14 protein-coding genes are annotated in these 13480 nt (G+C 68.4%); 4 read left to right on the top strand and 10 right to left on the bottom strand.

Annotation, left to right across the window (positions count from 1 at the left end; translation table 11 throughout):
- The first annotated feature begins 50 nt into the window (after positions 1–50).
- Together nirB and nirD are read left to right on the top strand one after the other, a co-directional pair.
- Positions 51–2609 (top strand): nitrite reductase large subunit NirB, encoded by a 2559-nt coding sequence (gene nirB, locus AWB94_RS09595; protein ID WP_062655082.1) that lies wholly within the window; start codon positions 51–53, stop codon positions 2607–2609.
- The gene (gene nirD / locus AWB94_RS09590; protein WP_062655081.1) at positions 2606–2977 is read left to right on the top strand and encodes a nitrite reductase small subunit NirD; all 372 of its coding nucleotides are present in this window, start codon (positions 2606–2608) and stop codon (positions 2975–2977) included. The genes nirB and nirD overlap by 4 nt, the downstream gene beginning before the upstream one ends.
- Here nirD and AWB94_RS09585 read toward each other — a convergent pair.
- From AWB94_RS09585 to AWB94_RS09540, 10 genes are all read right to left on the bottom strand, one after another.
- Positions 2943–3209: a helix-turn-helix domain-containing protein gene (locus tag AWB94_RS09585; RefSeq protein ID WP_062655080.1), complete on the bottom strand. Its 267-nt coding sequence runs from the start codon at positions 3207–3209 to the stop codon at positions 2943–2945. The two genes, nirD and AWB94_RS09585, sit on opposite strands and share 35 nt — an antisense overlap.
- A gap of 254 nt (positions 3210–3463) precedes the next feature.
- A complete protein-coding gene (locus tag AWB94_RS09580; protein WP_062655079.1) occupies positions 3464–4159 on the bottom strand; it encodes a sirohydrochlorin chelatase in 696 nt (231 codons plus the stop codon).
- A complete protein-coding gene (locus AWB94_RS09575) occupies positions 4156–5301 on the bottom strand; it encodes a uroporphyrinogen-III synthase (protein ID WP_062655078.1) in 1146 nt (381 codons plus the stop codon). Before AWB94_RS09575 ends, AWB94_RS09580 begins: the two co-directional genes overlap by 4 nt.
- Positions 5302–5504: 203 nt before the next feature.
- Positions 5505–6044 carry a GNAT family N-acetyltransferase gene (locus AWB94_RS09570; RefSeq protein ID WP_062655077.1) on the bottom strand — a complete coding sequence of 180 codons (540 nt, stop codon included), beginning with the start codon at positions 6042–6044 and terminating at the stop codon, positions 5505–5507.
- 44 nt (positions 6045–6088) lie between these two features.
- Complete coding sequence (locus tag AWB94_RS09565; protein WP_062655076.1) at positions 6089–6970, bottom strand: 5-oxoprolinase/urea amidolyase family protein; 882 nt, start codon at positions 6968–6970, stop codon at positions 6089–6091.
- Complete coding sequence (locus AWB94_RS09560) at positions 6967–7611, bottom strand: 5-oxoprolinase subunit B family protein (RefSeq protein ID WP_062655075.1); 645 nt, start codon at positions 7609–7611, stop codon at positions 6967–6969. Before AWB94_RS09560 ends, AWB94_RS09565 begins: the two co-directional genes overlap by 4 nt.
- A gap of 74 nt (positions 7612–7685) precedes the next feature.
- Complete coding sequence (locus tag AWB94_RS09555) at positions 7686–8369, bottom strand: queuosine precursor transporter (RefSeq protein ID WP_062655074.1); 684 nt, start codon at positions 8367–8369, stop codon at positions 7686–7688.
- Positions 8370–8406: 37 nt separating this feature from the next.
- Entirely contained in the window at positions 8407–9321 is a 915-nt protein-coding gene (locus AWB94_RS09550) for an ABC transporter substrate-binding protein (RefSeq protein ID WP_062655073.1), read from the bottom strand.
- Between the two features lie 64 nt (positions 9322–9385).
- Positions 9386–10078 carry a maleylpyruvate isomerase family mycothiol-dependent enzyme gene (locus AWB94_RS09545; protein ID WP_062655072.1) on the bottom strand — a complete coding sequence of 231 codons (693 nt, stop codon included), beginning with the start codon at positions 10076–10078 and terminating at the stop codon, positions 9386–9388.
- Between the two features lie 9 nt (positions 10079–10087).
- The gene (locus tag AWB94_RS09540) at positions 10088–10684 is read right to left on the bottom strand and encodes a TetR/AcrR family transcriptional regulator C-terminal domain-containing protein (RefSeq protein ID WP_062655071.1); all 597 of its coding nucleotides are present in this window, start codon (positions 10682–10684) and stop codon (positions 10088–10090) included.
- Positions 10685–10765: 81 nt separating this feature from the next.
- On the opposite strand from AWB94_RS09540, the gene AWB94_RS09535 reads away from it, so the two are divergent.
- Both AWB94_RS09535 and AWB94_RS09530 read left to right on the top strand, forming a co-directional pair.
- Complete coding sequence (locus AWB94_RS09535; protein ID WP_234811675.1) at positions 10766–11815, top strand: agmatine deiminase family protein; 1050 nt, start codon at positions 10766–10768, stop codon at positions 11813–11815.
- A complete protein-coding gene (locus tag AWB94_RS09530) occupies positions 11816–13480 on the top strand; it encodes an amidohydrolase (RefSeq protein WP_062655070.1) in 1665 nt (554 codons plus the stop codon).

Here is a 13480-nt window from a genome sequence, read left to right as displayed (position 1 = left end):
GCTTCACACGACGCGACATGTCGGCAATATCGACTACCTACCGTCGCGGTATGCGCTCAGCCAAGCACGTCGTCGTGGTCGGACACGGCATGGTCGGACACCGGTTCGTCGAAGCCTTAAGGTCCCGGGATGTGCACCGCGAGTGGCGGGTGACCATCCTCTCGGAGGAGGCCGACGCGGCGTACGACCGCGTGGGGCTGACCGGTTACACCGAGCATTGGGACCGGGCGGAACTGGCGCTGCCCGGCAATGACTATGCAGGCGACAACGATGTCGTGCTGCACCTCGGCTCGGCGGCCCGGGAGATCGATCGCGCCGCCAAGACCGTGACCGCCGCCGACGGCCGCGTCCTGGACTACGACGCACTGGTGCTGGCCACCGGCTCGTATGCCTTCGTGCCGCCGGTGCCCGGACACGACCTGCCCCAGGTGCACGTCTACCGCACCCTCGACGACCTGGACGCCATCCGGGCGGGGGCAGAGAAGGCACGGGACAGCAACACCCCCGTCGGCGTGGTGATCGGCGGTGGCCTGCTCGGCCTGGAGGCCGCCAACGCGTTACGCGGCTTCGGGTTGACGACGCACGTGCTGGAGATGTCACCGCACCTGATGGCCAACCAGCTCGACGAGGCCGGTGGTGCACTGTTGAGCCGGATGATCAAAGGTCTGGGCATCGAGGTGCACACCGCGGTGGCCACCGAGAGCATCGCGCCGGCGCAGCGGCACCGGCCGATCCGCAGGTCCGCCGTGGACGACGCGGTGCGGGTCTCGCTCAACGACGGCAGCACCATCGACGCCGGCCTGGTCATCTTCGCCGCCGGGGTTCGCCCGCGCGACGAGCTGGCCCGCGCGGCCGGCCTGGACATCGCGCAGCGCGGCGGTGTTCTGACCGATCTGTCCTGTGTGACAAGCGATCCGAACATCTACGCGATCGGCGAGGTGGCCGCCATCGAGGGCCGCTGCTACGGCCTGGTGGCCCCGGGCTACACCACCGCCGAGGTGGTGGCCGACCGGTTGCTCGGCGGGCAGGCCGAGTTCCCCGGGGCGGACATGTCCACCAAGCTCAAGCTGCTCGGTGTCGACGTCGCGAGTTTCGGTGACGCCCAAGGGCATACCCCGAACTGCCTGGAGGTCGTGGTCAACGACCCGGTCAAGCAGACCTATGCCAAGCTGGTGCTCTCCGATGATGCCAAGACCCTGCTCGGCGGCATCCTGGTGGGCGACGCGTCGGCCTACGGGGTGCTGCGGCCCATGGTGGCCAGTGAGCTGCCCGGCGACCCATTGGCCCTGATCGCCCCGGTGACCGACGGTGCCGCACCGGCGCTGGGTGTCGGTGCGCTACCCGATATCGCGCAGATCTGCTCGTGCAACAACGTCACCAAAGGTGATCTCAAAGAAGCGATCTGCGGCGGCTGTGATGACGTCGCCGGCCTGAAGAAGTGCACGCTGGCCGGCACTTCCTGCGGGTCGTGCGTGCCCTTGCTCAAGCAGCTGCTGGAAGCCGAAGGTGTCGAGCAGTCCACGGCCCTGTGCGAACACTTCAGCCAGTCTCGCGCCGAACTGTTCGAGATCATCAGCGCCACCGAGATCCGCACCTTCTCCGGCCTGATCGAGAAGTTCGGCACCGGAAAGGGTTGCGATATCTGCAAACCCACCGTCGCCTCCATCCTGGCCTCGACCAGCTCGGATCATGTGCTCGACGGTGAGCAGGCCTCGCTGCAGGATTCCAACGATCACTTCCTGGCCAACATCCAACGCAACGGCAGCTACTCGGTGGTGCCGCGCTCGCCCGGCGGGGAGATCACCCCCGAGCAGCTGATCCTGATCGGCGAGATCGCCAGGGATTTCGGCCTCTACACCAAGATCACCGGTGGCCAGCGGATCGACATGTTCGGTGCCCGGGTCGACCAGTTACCGCAGATCTGGCGCCGCCTGGTCGAGGGCGGGATGGAATCCGGGCACGCCTACGGTAAATCCCTTCGCACGGTGAAGAGTTGCGTTGGCAGTACCTGGTGCCGGTACGGGCAGCAGGACTCGGTGAACATGGCCGTCGAGATCGAGAAGCGCTACCGCGGTCTGCGGGCACCGCACAAGATCAAGATGGCCGTGTCCGGCTGCGCCCGCGAATGCGCCGAGGCGCAGAGCAAGGACGTCGGCATCATCGCCACCGAACAGGGCTGGAACCTGTACGTCTGCGGCAACGGCGGCATGTCGCCCCGGCATGCCAAGCTGCTGGCCGGTGACCTCGACGACGAGACGTTGGTGCGCTACATCGACCGGTTCCTGATGTTCTACATCCGCACCGCCGACCGGTTGCAGCGCACCGCCCCGTGGCTGGAGGCCATGGATGGCGGGCTGGATCACCTGCGCGATGTGGTGTGCAACGACTCACTCGGGCTGGCCGCGGAGTTCGAGGCGGCCATGGAGCGCCATGTCGCCGGCTACGCGTGCGAATGGAAGGGCGTCCTCGACGATCCCGAGAAGCTGTCGCGGTTCGTCTCGTTCGTCAATGCCCCCGATGTCGCGGATCCGACGATCGAGTTCACCGAATCCAACGGCCGCAAAGTGCCGATCGGGATGCCGACGCTGCGGGTACAGGAGAAGGCATGACACTGCTCGACGATCGCAAACGCGTTGATTCCCACGGTGACTGGGAATGGATCGAGGCGTGCGCCTACGACCGCTTGCTGCCGTGTCGCGGTGTCGGGGTGCTGCTGCCCGACGGAACCCAGGTGGCGCTGTTCCGGCTGGACGACGGCTCGTTGCACGCCGTCGGCAATATCGACCCGTTCTCCGGCGCCGCGGTGATCTCGCGCGGTATCGTGGGCGACCGCGGTGGACGCGCCTGCGTGCAATCCCCGATCAAGAAGCAGGCCTTCGCATTTGACGATGGCAGCTGCCTCGATGATCCGGATGTGGCGCTGGCGGTGTTCCGGACCCGCGTTACGCCGTCCGGTCTCGTGCAGATCGCGGTGTAGCGGCGGCCCAGTGGGCGTCGCGGCCGGGACCGGGGCGACGGGCCACATCGCCGCGGCGCTCCAGCATGGTGAGGTTGCGATACACGGACTCGATCACGGTGTCCTTGCCCGCCCGGTTTGCCCTCCGCTGCACATAGTCGCGCAGTTCGGCGGTGGTCAAGGTGCCATCGGTGTCGTCTAGTGCCGCCAGCAGCCACTCCCGCAGCTGCGCCGCCCCCCATTGTGAAGCCATCGCAGAGAATAGTAGCGGAGTAACGGGGCGAGTCCCTAGTTGAGCGTTATGTCAGGTTGCGCACCCAATGGTGAGTTGAAATGTGCTGCGAGATTTGGTATCTCCGGCGAGTCTTGGTGCAGGTGTCCGACAGGTTGCCGACTCGGACAGTTCGCTGATGCTGGCTGAGATCAACTCCGGAGCGGGCCGAAATGGGGATTCGTTCGGATGCGACGTTGCTGGCGACGGCAGCGGCCGCACCGCAGCCGGCCCGGCTACGCCGCGGCGGACAACCCGTGGACGCGGGCGCGGCGGAACCGGCCGGCGATCAGCCGCACCATGCCGGGATGGATGCCGAGTGGGTCGCCGACGATATCGGCCCCGGAATCGCGCAGCCGATCTTGGAAGAGCCCGTCGGCGAGCAGGTAGGACGCGACCGCCACACATCGGCCGGAGCGGCGGTGGGCGTTCTGGACCGCGTCCGCGACGGTGGGGGTGCCGGTAGCGGCAAAGGCGAGTTCCACGCGGTCACCGGTCAGGGCCGATAGCATGGCCGCGGTCCTGCGCAGATCGGACGCGGCACTGACATCCGAGGTGCCCGCTGCCGCCATGATCACCGAATCGCCGGTGCGCCAACCCGATTCGTAGAGCCGATCGGCCATCACGCGTACCGTGCCCTGGCACGGCCCCAGCGGCGGGGTGACCACGACGCGGCGATGCCCGCTGGCGGCGACGTGGGCGGGTACGTCGACCCGCACGTGATAGCCGCCGGCCAGGAAGGCCGGCACCACGACGGCCGGTTCGTCGCCGGGTAGCGAGTCGAGTACCTCGCGGGGCGTCGGTCCGAGCACGTCGACGAACGCCACCCGCACCTCCCGGTCCACCACCGCGGAGACACGCTGGGCGAGCTCGCCGATCATGTTCACGCCGCCGGCCTTGCGGGTGCCGTGCGCCACCAGGATGTAGTTCATGCGCCCACCGGGAACTCGTCGACCGCCAGCCGGTACCCGCGTTTGACCACCGTCGCGACGATGTTCTTGTCGCCCAACGCCGTTCGCAATCGCAGGACCGCCGTCTCCACCGCGTGGGTGTCGGTACCGCAGCCCGGCAGGGCGCCCAGCAGATCGGCCCGCGACACCACCGCTCCCGGCCGGTGCGCCAATGCGCGGATGGTGGCCATGCTCGCCGGTGGCAGCTCCTTGACCACCTCGTCGACCAGCACACAGGTCCCGCGGATCTCCAGGAGGTGCCCGGCGACGCGGATGCGGCGGGATTGCAGCAGCGGTAACTCGTCGGTGATGTGGCGGGCCAATGCGCCCAGTCGCATCCGCTCCGGAGACGAGGTCGGGACGCCCAGGCGTACCAGCGGCCGGGCGGTCACCGGGCCCACACACATCGCGTGCACCGTGGTCCGCAACGCGTGCAGCAGCGAATCCTGGACGCCGAGCTCGGTCGCCCGCATCAGCATCGCAGCGACCGCCGGGGCGGAGGTGAAGCTGACGGCGTCGTAGCGCTGATCGGCGATGCCCATCACCAGCTGGTCGAAGGCACCACCCCGCGGTGCGGGATGCCAGCGGTAGACGCGGATCGGCACCACCTCGGCGCCGGCCGCTTCCAATTCGTCGAGGAACTCGGGGAACGGGTCCCATTCGTCGGTGGCGCCGTGCAACTGCACCGCGATGCGCATGCCGACGATGCCGCCTTCGAGCAGATAGTGCAGCAGCTCGCGGGAGGATTCGGATTCCGGTGACCATTCCTCGGGCAGCCCGGCCGCGCGCAGCGCCCCGGTGGCCTTGGGACCGCGGGACACGATGCGCGCCTTGGACAAAGCGGCCGTCAGTTCGTGGGCCAGCCCCCAGCCGTCGGCCGCCGCGATCCAGCCGCGCAGACCGATGCCGGTGGTGGCGATGACGATGTCCGGCGGCGTCGCGATCAGGGCCTCGGTGTGGGCGCGCAACTCGTCGTCGTCGGGCAGCGGCACCATGGTGATGGCGGCTGCGGCGGTCACGTCGGCGCCGCGACGTGTCAGCAGCGCGGCGAGTTCCTCGGACCGGCGGGCCGAGGTGACGGCTACCCGGAACCCGGTGAGCGGAGCCCAGTCAGGTTCAGTCATGACACCTGTGTATTCAGGGCATGTTTCGGGCGGGTTACTCGACTGTTGCGCAGGTGTGTCACCTGGGCAGGTGAGCAGGGCGAGCGGCGCATGCCGACCACGTTAAGAACGCTATGTTGCGTTGTCACTGCCTGCGATATCCCAGCCGTGAACTTCCGCTCACCACCGAGAAAATACTCCTGTGAGGTCGGCCCGCGGCGCCCTCACCAGACGTCGCCGTCGCGCCAATCGCAGGTCAGCGCCCCGTCGAGGTCGAGTTCGGCGCTGACCGGCAGAGCGTAGACACCCCCGTCGTCCTCGGGGGTGCGGGTGATCCCGGACGGGGCCAGCACCGACGTCTCGCCCCGCCACTGCCGCCACCCGCGCCGGGCGTACAACGTCCGCCCAGCGTCCGACGAACTGAGCGCACCCACTTCGTAGGCGCCCCGCAGCACCTGCTCGAGGGCGTCCAGCACCGCGGCGGCCAGTCCCTGACCACGCCGGTCCTCGCGCACGGCGACGGCCTCGACGTACCCGCAGCGCAGCGCCCGGCCCTGGTGCAGCAGGCGCCGCGCCACGACGGCGCCGTGGGCGATGATCGCGCCGTGATGACACACCAACGCGTGCATGCCCCCCAGGGCGTGCTCCCAGTCGACGTCGGTGAAGTTACCGTCGAAGGCGTCGTGCACCATCTGTCGGGCGTCGTCGCGGGTCTCACCGTCGAGGTCGGCGGTATGGATCAGGCGTGCGGTGTGTACCCCCACCCTGTCGTTCTACCAGCCCGGCGGCGGGGCCGAGCGGGGTTCGGCTACTGCACCGGGCCGCGCGGGTGTGACCAGTGCAACCTGATGGTCTGACCGGGCCGGGCCTGGCCGACGCGGTCCAGGCCGGCCTCGGTGATCACGCCGATCACCGGGTAACCGCCCGTCACCGGATGGTCGGGACCGAGGATCACCGGAAAGCCGTTGGGCGGCACCTGGATTGCGCCCCGGGTGGCACCCTCGCTAGGCAGCTGCCGGTCCGGCCAGCGGTACTCCAGTGGCATGCCGACGAGCCGCATCCCGACCCGGTCACTGCGGTTGGTGACGAGCCAGTTGGTGCGAACGAGGACGTCCGGGTCGACGAACCAGTCATCCCGCGGACCCGGCACCACGTCCAGTTCCAGGATGTCGGCTTCGATCGAGGCCACCGGGGCCTGTTCCAGTTCGGGGAAGTCGGTGCTGTGCTCGCCGACCGGCAGCACGTCGCCGGGACGCAATGGTGCCGGGCCGATCGCCGACATCACGTCATAACTGCGCGAGCCGAGCACCGGGGGCACGTCGATTCCGCCGCGCACCGCCAGGTAGCTGCGCAGACCCGAGTGCGGCGCCCCGAGTGAAATCACCTCACCGTCGTGGGCGTAGTGGATGCTGTTGGTCCCGAACGGCTTTCCGTTGACCGACGGGTCGGTATCGGCTCCGGTCACCGCGATCGCGACGTCACCACCGCGCACCCGCGCCGAGAATCCACCGAAGGTCACCTCGACGGTGGCGGACTCGCCGGGGTTGGCGACCAGCCGGTTGGCCAGTGTGTGGGCCCGGCGGTCGGCCGCACCTGATCGGGTGACGCCCATATGGGCCAGGCCGGGCCGGCCCAGGTCCTCCACCAGGGCCAGCGGGCCGGTGCGCAGCACCTCCAGTGTGACGGTCATCGTGCCTCCTGGAATCGGACGGTCATCCCGGGCACCAGCAGCGCCGGTTGATCGCGATTGATATCCCACATGACGGCGTCGGTGTGCCCGATCAGCTGCCAGCCGCCCGGCGTCTCACGCGGATAGACCCCGCTGAACTCACCGGCCAGCGCCACCGCGCCGGCCGGGACCCGGGTGCGCGGCTCGGCGCGTCGTGGCACCTGCAGCCGGGGATCGCCGCCGACCAGGTAGGCGAAACCCGGTGCGAAACCCGAGAATCCGACCTGCCAGAGGCTGCCGGTGTGGGCGGCGACGACCTCGGCGGGGTTCAGTCCGGTCAGCTCGGCCACCGCGTCGAGGTCGGCGCCGTCGTAGACGACGTCGATCACCACGTCGGGCCCGGCCGAGGCCGCCGGATCGTTGTGGCCGGTGCGCAGCTTGCCCAGCCGTTGCCGGGTCGGCGCCAGGTAGCGCGGCCCGGCCAGCTTCAGCAGGATGGTGCGCGATGCGGGAACGATGTCGACGACGCCCAGCAGGTCGGCATCCCGGATGGCGGCAGTCCACGCCAATACCTCGGCGGTGCTGTCGAACTCGAGGAGCAGGGCCTGATCCCCGTATTCACGAACGGTGCTGAGCACCGGTGACTCCGTTGTGACTGTCATCTGCCAACGCTACCGCCGGGTAACAAGAAATCGGGATGCTCTATGAGCTTTGCCAGAGGAGCCTTAGGGGCTGTTTAGGCGGCCAGCGCGTAGGTCGGCTCGTGGCGCTTGACGTACGCGATCACCCGGTAGGTGATGGGCAGCATGACCACCTCGACGGCCGTCTTGTAGAACCATCCCAGCGCGGTGTAGACGGCGAGGTCCTTGAACGTGGTGATGCCGATGGCGCCGGCGGCGATGGCGCAGAACACCAGGGTGTCACCGAGCTGCCCGGCGAATGTCGACCCGACCAGTCGCGCCCACAGGTGCTTCTCCTTGGTGCGTTCCTTGATGGCCACCACGACCCACGCGTTGATGGTCTGTCCCACGATGAAACCCGCCAGCCCGGCGATGATCAGCTGGGTGTAGGCATGCACGACGTTCTCCAGGTGCGCCTGGTTCTCGTAGAAGTCGGCCGCTGGGAGATAGAGGGTGACCCAGAACATGAAGGCCGCCAGGATGTTCATCGCGAAGCCCAGCATGATGGCCTTGCGGGCGGCCTTGAACCCGTACACCTCCGACAGCACGTCGCCGATCACATAGGTCAGCGGGAAGACGATGAAACCGCCGTCGGTCAGGATCGGGCCGAACGCCACGCCCTTGGTTGCGGTGACGTTGGAGATGATCACCAGGGCGGTGAACACCGCGACGAAGATCGGATAGTAGGCCGAGCCGGTCTGCGCGAAACGAGTCGGCTCACGGTTCTCGGTGCTGGTCACCCGGACATCTTGTCAGGCGGTTCCTGTGCGCCGGTGGTTAGCCCACCGCGGCGGCCAGCAACTGCGGTAGCCGGTCGGCGACCACCGGTAGCGACAGCGGTGAGGCGAACGCGATGGCGGCGGCCAGTTCGGGATCGGTGAAGACGTTGTGCTTTCCGTGCGCGGCGATCGTCGGGTCGGCCAGCAGTGCGTCGCGCGCGGGATCACCGTCGGTGGTCCAGATCAGTACATCGGCGGAGATCTTGTCGACCGCGATGCGGCTGTCGGTCGACGGCACGGTGAAGCCGAGTGCGGTGAGCCAGTCCGGATGGTGGACGCGGGCGTGACCGTCGTCCAGGGTGCCCTCCAGCAGCAGCGCGGTCCGTCCGGTGAACGACGGGTTGTTCTTGTCCGCCGCGGCGAACTTGTCGTCCACCCCGGTGACCAGTTGCTGCATCTCGTCGTGTTTGAACACGGCCTGGCCGATGCCGGCGGCCTGGTCCTTCCACGGTTCGAAAAAGGCGTCCTGCCCGGACTGCGGGATCGTCGGGGCGATGCCGGCGAGCTTCGTGTAGGTGTCCTTGTCCAGGCCGGCGTTGGTGGCCACGATCAGATCCGGTTTCAGCGCGGCGATGGCGTCGGCGTCGATGCCGTTGGCCAGGTTCAGCACGGCCGGCTGCGCGGACCCTAGTTTCGCGGCCGCCCAGGGCCATACGCCGAACGGCTGGGCTCCGAACCAGTCCGTGACGGCGATCGGCACGACACCGACCGCCAGCAGGAAGTCTTGGTCGTTGAGGCCGGCGCTGACCACCCGGGTGGGCGGGCCCGGGATCCTGGTCTCACCGAACGCGTGCTTGACGGTCACGGATCCGTCCTTGGCCACGGTGCCGGGCTTCGGTTGCCCGCACGCGGCCAGCAGGGTCATCCCCGCGGTCATCGCCAGGAAGCCGCGCCGGGACAAGAGAGTCGGCACGGTGCGAGACTAGCCAACTCCGTCGGCGTCGTCCGCGCAGGCGACCACAAACGATGCCGGGTGGCTACGGGGTCAGAGCCAGCCCCAGGGTGCGGCGGGCGGCGGGGGCGTCACCGTCGATGTGCGCGGTGGCGGACAGATCGAGGCGTTTCCACAGCCCGAGGTACAGCGTGGCGGCGTCGGCGGTGATGGTCGCGACGGGCTCGCCGGTGCCCAGTGTCCAACTGTGGCCGGTATCGGTCGTCACGATGCGGACGGCCTCGGAGACCGGTGCCGTGCGTTCCATGCGCACCTGACGGGGGTAGAACATCGACACGATCTCGTCCACGCCGTCGGCCGCGAACGCCGGGTCGAATGCGGGTGTGGTGCCGAAGGCCGATTCCAGGTCGACGCGGTGGATGGCGTGCTCATGGGCCTGGCGGCGGATCCACCAGCCCGCGGCGCGGGGCGGCGGCCCGAAATTCCAGCACGGCTCGTCAGGGGTGATCGCGCGCATCGCGGTGAGGTAGTCGGGGACGCCGTCGACGTAGTCGGCGACCGGCGAGGGCCCCGGTTCGGGCATCGGTTGCACTTCCCGCGCGCGCAGTATCGAACGCGTCCAGGATTCGATCACCCAGAGATGGGCCAGCAGGTCGGTGACGGTCCAGCCCGGGCATCCCGGCACCGGCCGGTCGAGGTCGGTGCCGCCGGCCAGGGCCGTGCCCTGGATGGCGATCACGTCGTCCTGCAGTTGCCGTAGCAGTGCATCGTTGTCCACCGGGGCAGATTACGGGGCGCCGATACCCCGCAGCAGCACGGTCAGGCCGAACTCGAACGCCCGCTCGGCGCGGTCCGGCCGGTTGTCGCCGGTGGCCAATGCCGCGGCGAACTCGGGAACGACGTCGGGGCTTGAGCCCCAGGGGGTTTCGGGTGCGGCGGCATCGAGTGCCGAGCCGAGCACGAAGTTGTCGATGAGGGTGATGATGTGCAGCGTCTGCTCGGGTGGGAAGCCCGCGCGGGCGAGGGTGCGGGCGAGTGCGTTGTACATCTCCACGGCGGGCTGGCTGCCCACCGGGTACGCCGTCATCAGCGGGATCAATCGCGGGTAGCGGGCGAAGCTGCGTCGGTAGGACCGCATGATCGCGGCGACGACGTCGGTCCACGGTCCGTCGAGCGGGGGAAGTGCGACCTCGTTCATCGCCATCTCACGTAGCAGCTCGACGATCTGTTCGCGGCCGGTGACGTGGTTGTACAGCGAGGACGGACTGACCTTCAGCTTGCGGGCCAGGTCGGGGATGGTGAATCCGCCGGTGGCGTTGACGAGGTCCATGGCGGCCCGCGCGATGCGGTCGGTGGACAGGATCGGAACTGAAGGACGGCCCATGTGCACTTCCCCCGGAACACTTGCGAACTCGTGGCTTCCATCACACAATAAACGAACTTCATTCGTTTTAGGGGTATCGACATGCTCACCTTGACCGACGGCGCAGCCGAACCGCTGTCGCGCTATCTGATGCCCGCGGAGAGTGCGGCCCAGGACCGGATATGGATGGCCTTCCCGTCGCAGGGTTACTCACTGGGCGACACCGAAGCCGAGCATCACGAGGCGCGATCCACCTGGGCTGCTGTCGCGCACGCCATCGCCGAGTTCGAACCGGTCACCATGCTGGTTGACCCGGCGGAGCTGGACGCGGCCAAACGCTATGTCTCCCATGAGGTCGAGATCGTCGAAGTACCGCTGAACGACGCCTGGATGCGCGATATCGGGCCCACCTTCGTCCACGCGGACGACGGTTCGGTAGCCGCCGTGAACTGGGTGTTCAACGGGTGGGGAGCCCAGGATTGGGCCCGCTGGGACCGCGACGCCGAGGTCGGTGCCGTGGTGGCCGAATTGGCCGGGGTGCCGGTCGTGAAGTCGGAGTTGGTCAACGAGGGTGGGGGCATTCAGGTCGACGGTCGCGGCACGGTGCTGGTCACCGAGACGGTTCAGCTCGACCCGGGCCGCAATCCGGATCTGAGCAAGGCGCAGGTCGAGGCGGAGTTGGCCCGCACCATCGGGGCCGCCGATGTGGTCTGGTTGCCCCGCGGGCTGACCCGTGACTCCCAGCGCTTCGGCACCAGGGGGCATGTCGACATCGTCGCCGCGATCACCGCGCCGGGACGACTGCTGCTGCACACACAGACCGCCGATGAACATCCGGATGCCGTGGTGTGCAGAGAGATTCGCGATGTGCTCGCCGACCGATTCGACATCGTCGAGATGCCGGCGCCGGACACGCTGACCGATGCCGAGGGGTATGTCGACTACAGCTACATCAACCACCTGGTGGTCAACGGCGGGGTGATCGCGTGCAGCTTCGGCGATCCGCGGGACGCCGACGCGGCGGCCATCCTTGCCGACGAGTACCCGGGACGTCGTGTCGTCAGTGTCGACGCGCGTCCGCTGTTCGAGCGCGGCGGTGGCATCCACTGCATCACCCAGCAGCAGCCGTCCCCGATAGCCGTGCGCGCGTAGATGTTCCGGCGTAGTGTGCCCTCCGTGCCAACACTGTTTGACAACGGAACTATCTGGACCGGGCCCGCGACAACCACCGATGCGCTGTTGGTTGCCGACGGCGTCGTCGTGGCGCTGGGCCAGCAGGCCCGGGCGGCGCAGGCTGACGAAATCGTCGATTTGGGAGGCGGATTCCTCATGCCGTCGTTCGGCGACGGGCACGCCCACCCGCTCTACGGCGGGCTGGAGTCGGCCGGCCCACAGATCCGCGGGTGCGCCTCGGTGGACGAAATCGTCGCCGAGGTAGCCAGATTCGCCGCCGAACACCCCGACCAGGAATGGATCGCCGGCGCATCCTACGACGGCAGCCTGGTGCCGGGTGGCTTGTTCGACGCCCGCTGGCTCGATGCAGCGGTCCCGGATCGCCCGGTGGTGCTGCGCGCCTGGGATTATCACACGTTCTGGGTGAATTCCGTTGCGCTGCAACGCGCCGGTATCACCGATGACACGCCGGACCCCGTCCTCGGCGAAATCCCGCGGCGTGAGGACGGCACCGTGCTGGGTACCTTGCGGGAATGGGGTGCCACCGACCTGGTGAGCAATGTCATGCCCGCCAGGGATGAGGCCGTGCGGATCGCGGCGCTGGGCACCGCCGCCGACTACTACCTGGCCCGCGGCGTCACCTGGGTGCAGGACGCCTGGGTGGAACCGGCCGATGTCGACACCTACGTCGCCGCGGCCGCCCAGGGCGCGCTGCGCATGCGCTTCAACCTGGCGTTCTACGCCGACCCACGCCATTTCGATTCTCAGGTAACCCAGTACGCGGCCGCCCGGGATCGGGTGCAACAGGCGGGGTCGCCGCTGCTGACCGCGAACACGGTGAAGTTCTTCGCCGACGGTGTGGTGGAGAACGAGACCGGGGCGCTGCTGCAGCCGTACTGCTCCGGCCTGCACTCGCACGGCGGGCAGGAGCGCAGCGACCCGGGAGGTAGTTGTGGCATGCAGTTGTGGGAAGGCAATTCGTTGGCCGAGGCCGCGCGCCGCGTCGACGAGTTGGGGTTCCAGATCCACATCCACGCGATCGGTGACGCCGCGGTGCGCCAAGCACTGGATGCCATCGAGTACGTCGTGGCGCACAACGGTGCCCGGGACCGCCGCCCCGTCATTGCGCATGCCCAGCTGATCGACGACATCGACATCGGTCGGTTCGCCGCGCTCGGCGTCATCCCCAACATGCAGCCGCTATGGGCCCAGATGGACGCGTTGATGACCGTGTTGACCATCCCACGGCTGGGTGTCGAGCGCTCCGACAAGCAGTACCGCATGCGGTCTCTCCAAACATCGGGCGCGGCACTGGCTTTCGGGTCAGACTGGCCGGTGTCCTCGGGGGCTCCGCTGGACGGCATCGCGGTCGCCGTGTCGCGGCGCACCGCCGACGGTGAACCGGAGGCGGGCTGGACGCCCGAGGAGATCGTGCCGATCGACCGCGCGCTGTCCTGCTACACCGCGTCGGTGGCGTACCAGGCGTTCGCCGAGAACACCTGGGGGCGCGTCGCGCCCGGCGCCAGTGCCGACCTGGTCTGGCTGGACGGCGACCCCACGTCCACTGCCGCGCTGGACCTTCCCAAGCTCCGGGTACGCGGCACCTATCTGCAGGGCCGGCGCGTGTACGCGGGCGAACAGTGA

The organism is Mycolicibacterium canariasense (genome assembly GCF_002101555.1).
GTDB lineage: Bacteria > Actinomycetota > Actinomycetes > Mycobacteriales > Mycobacteriaceae > Mycobacterium > Mycobacterium canariasense.
The sequence above is the reverse complement of the archived record's forward strand: the minus strand, read 5'-3'. Positions and strand labels throughout refer to the sequence as shown.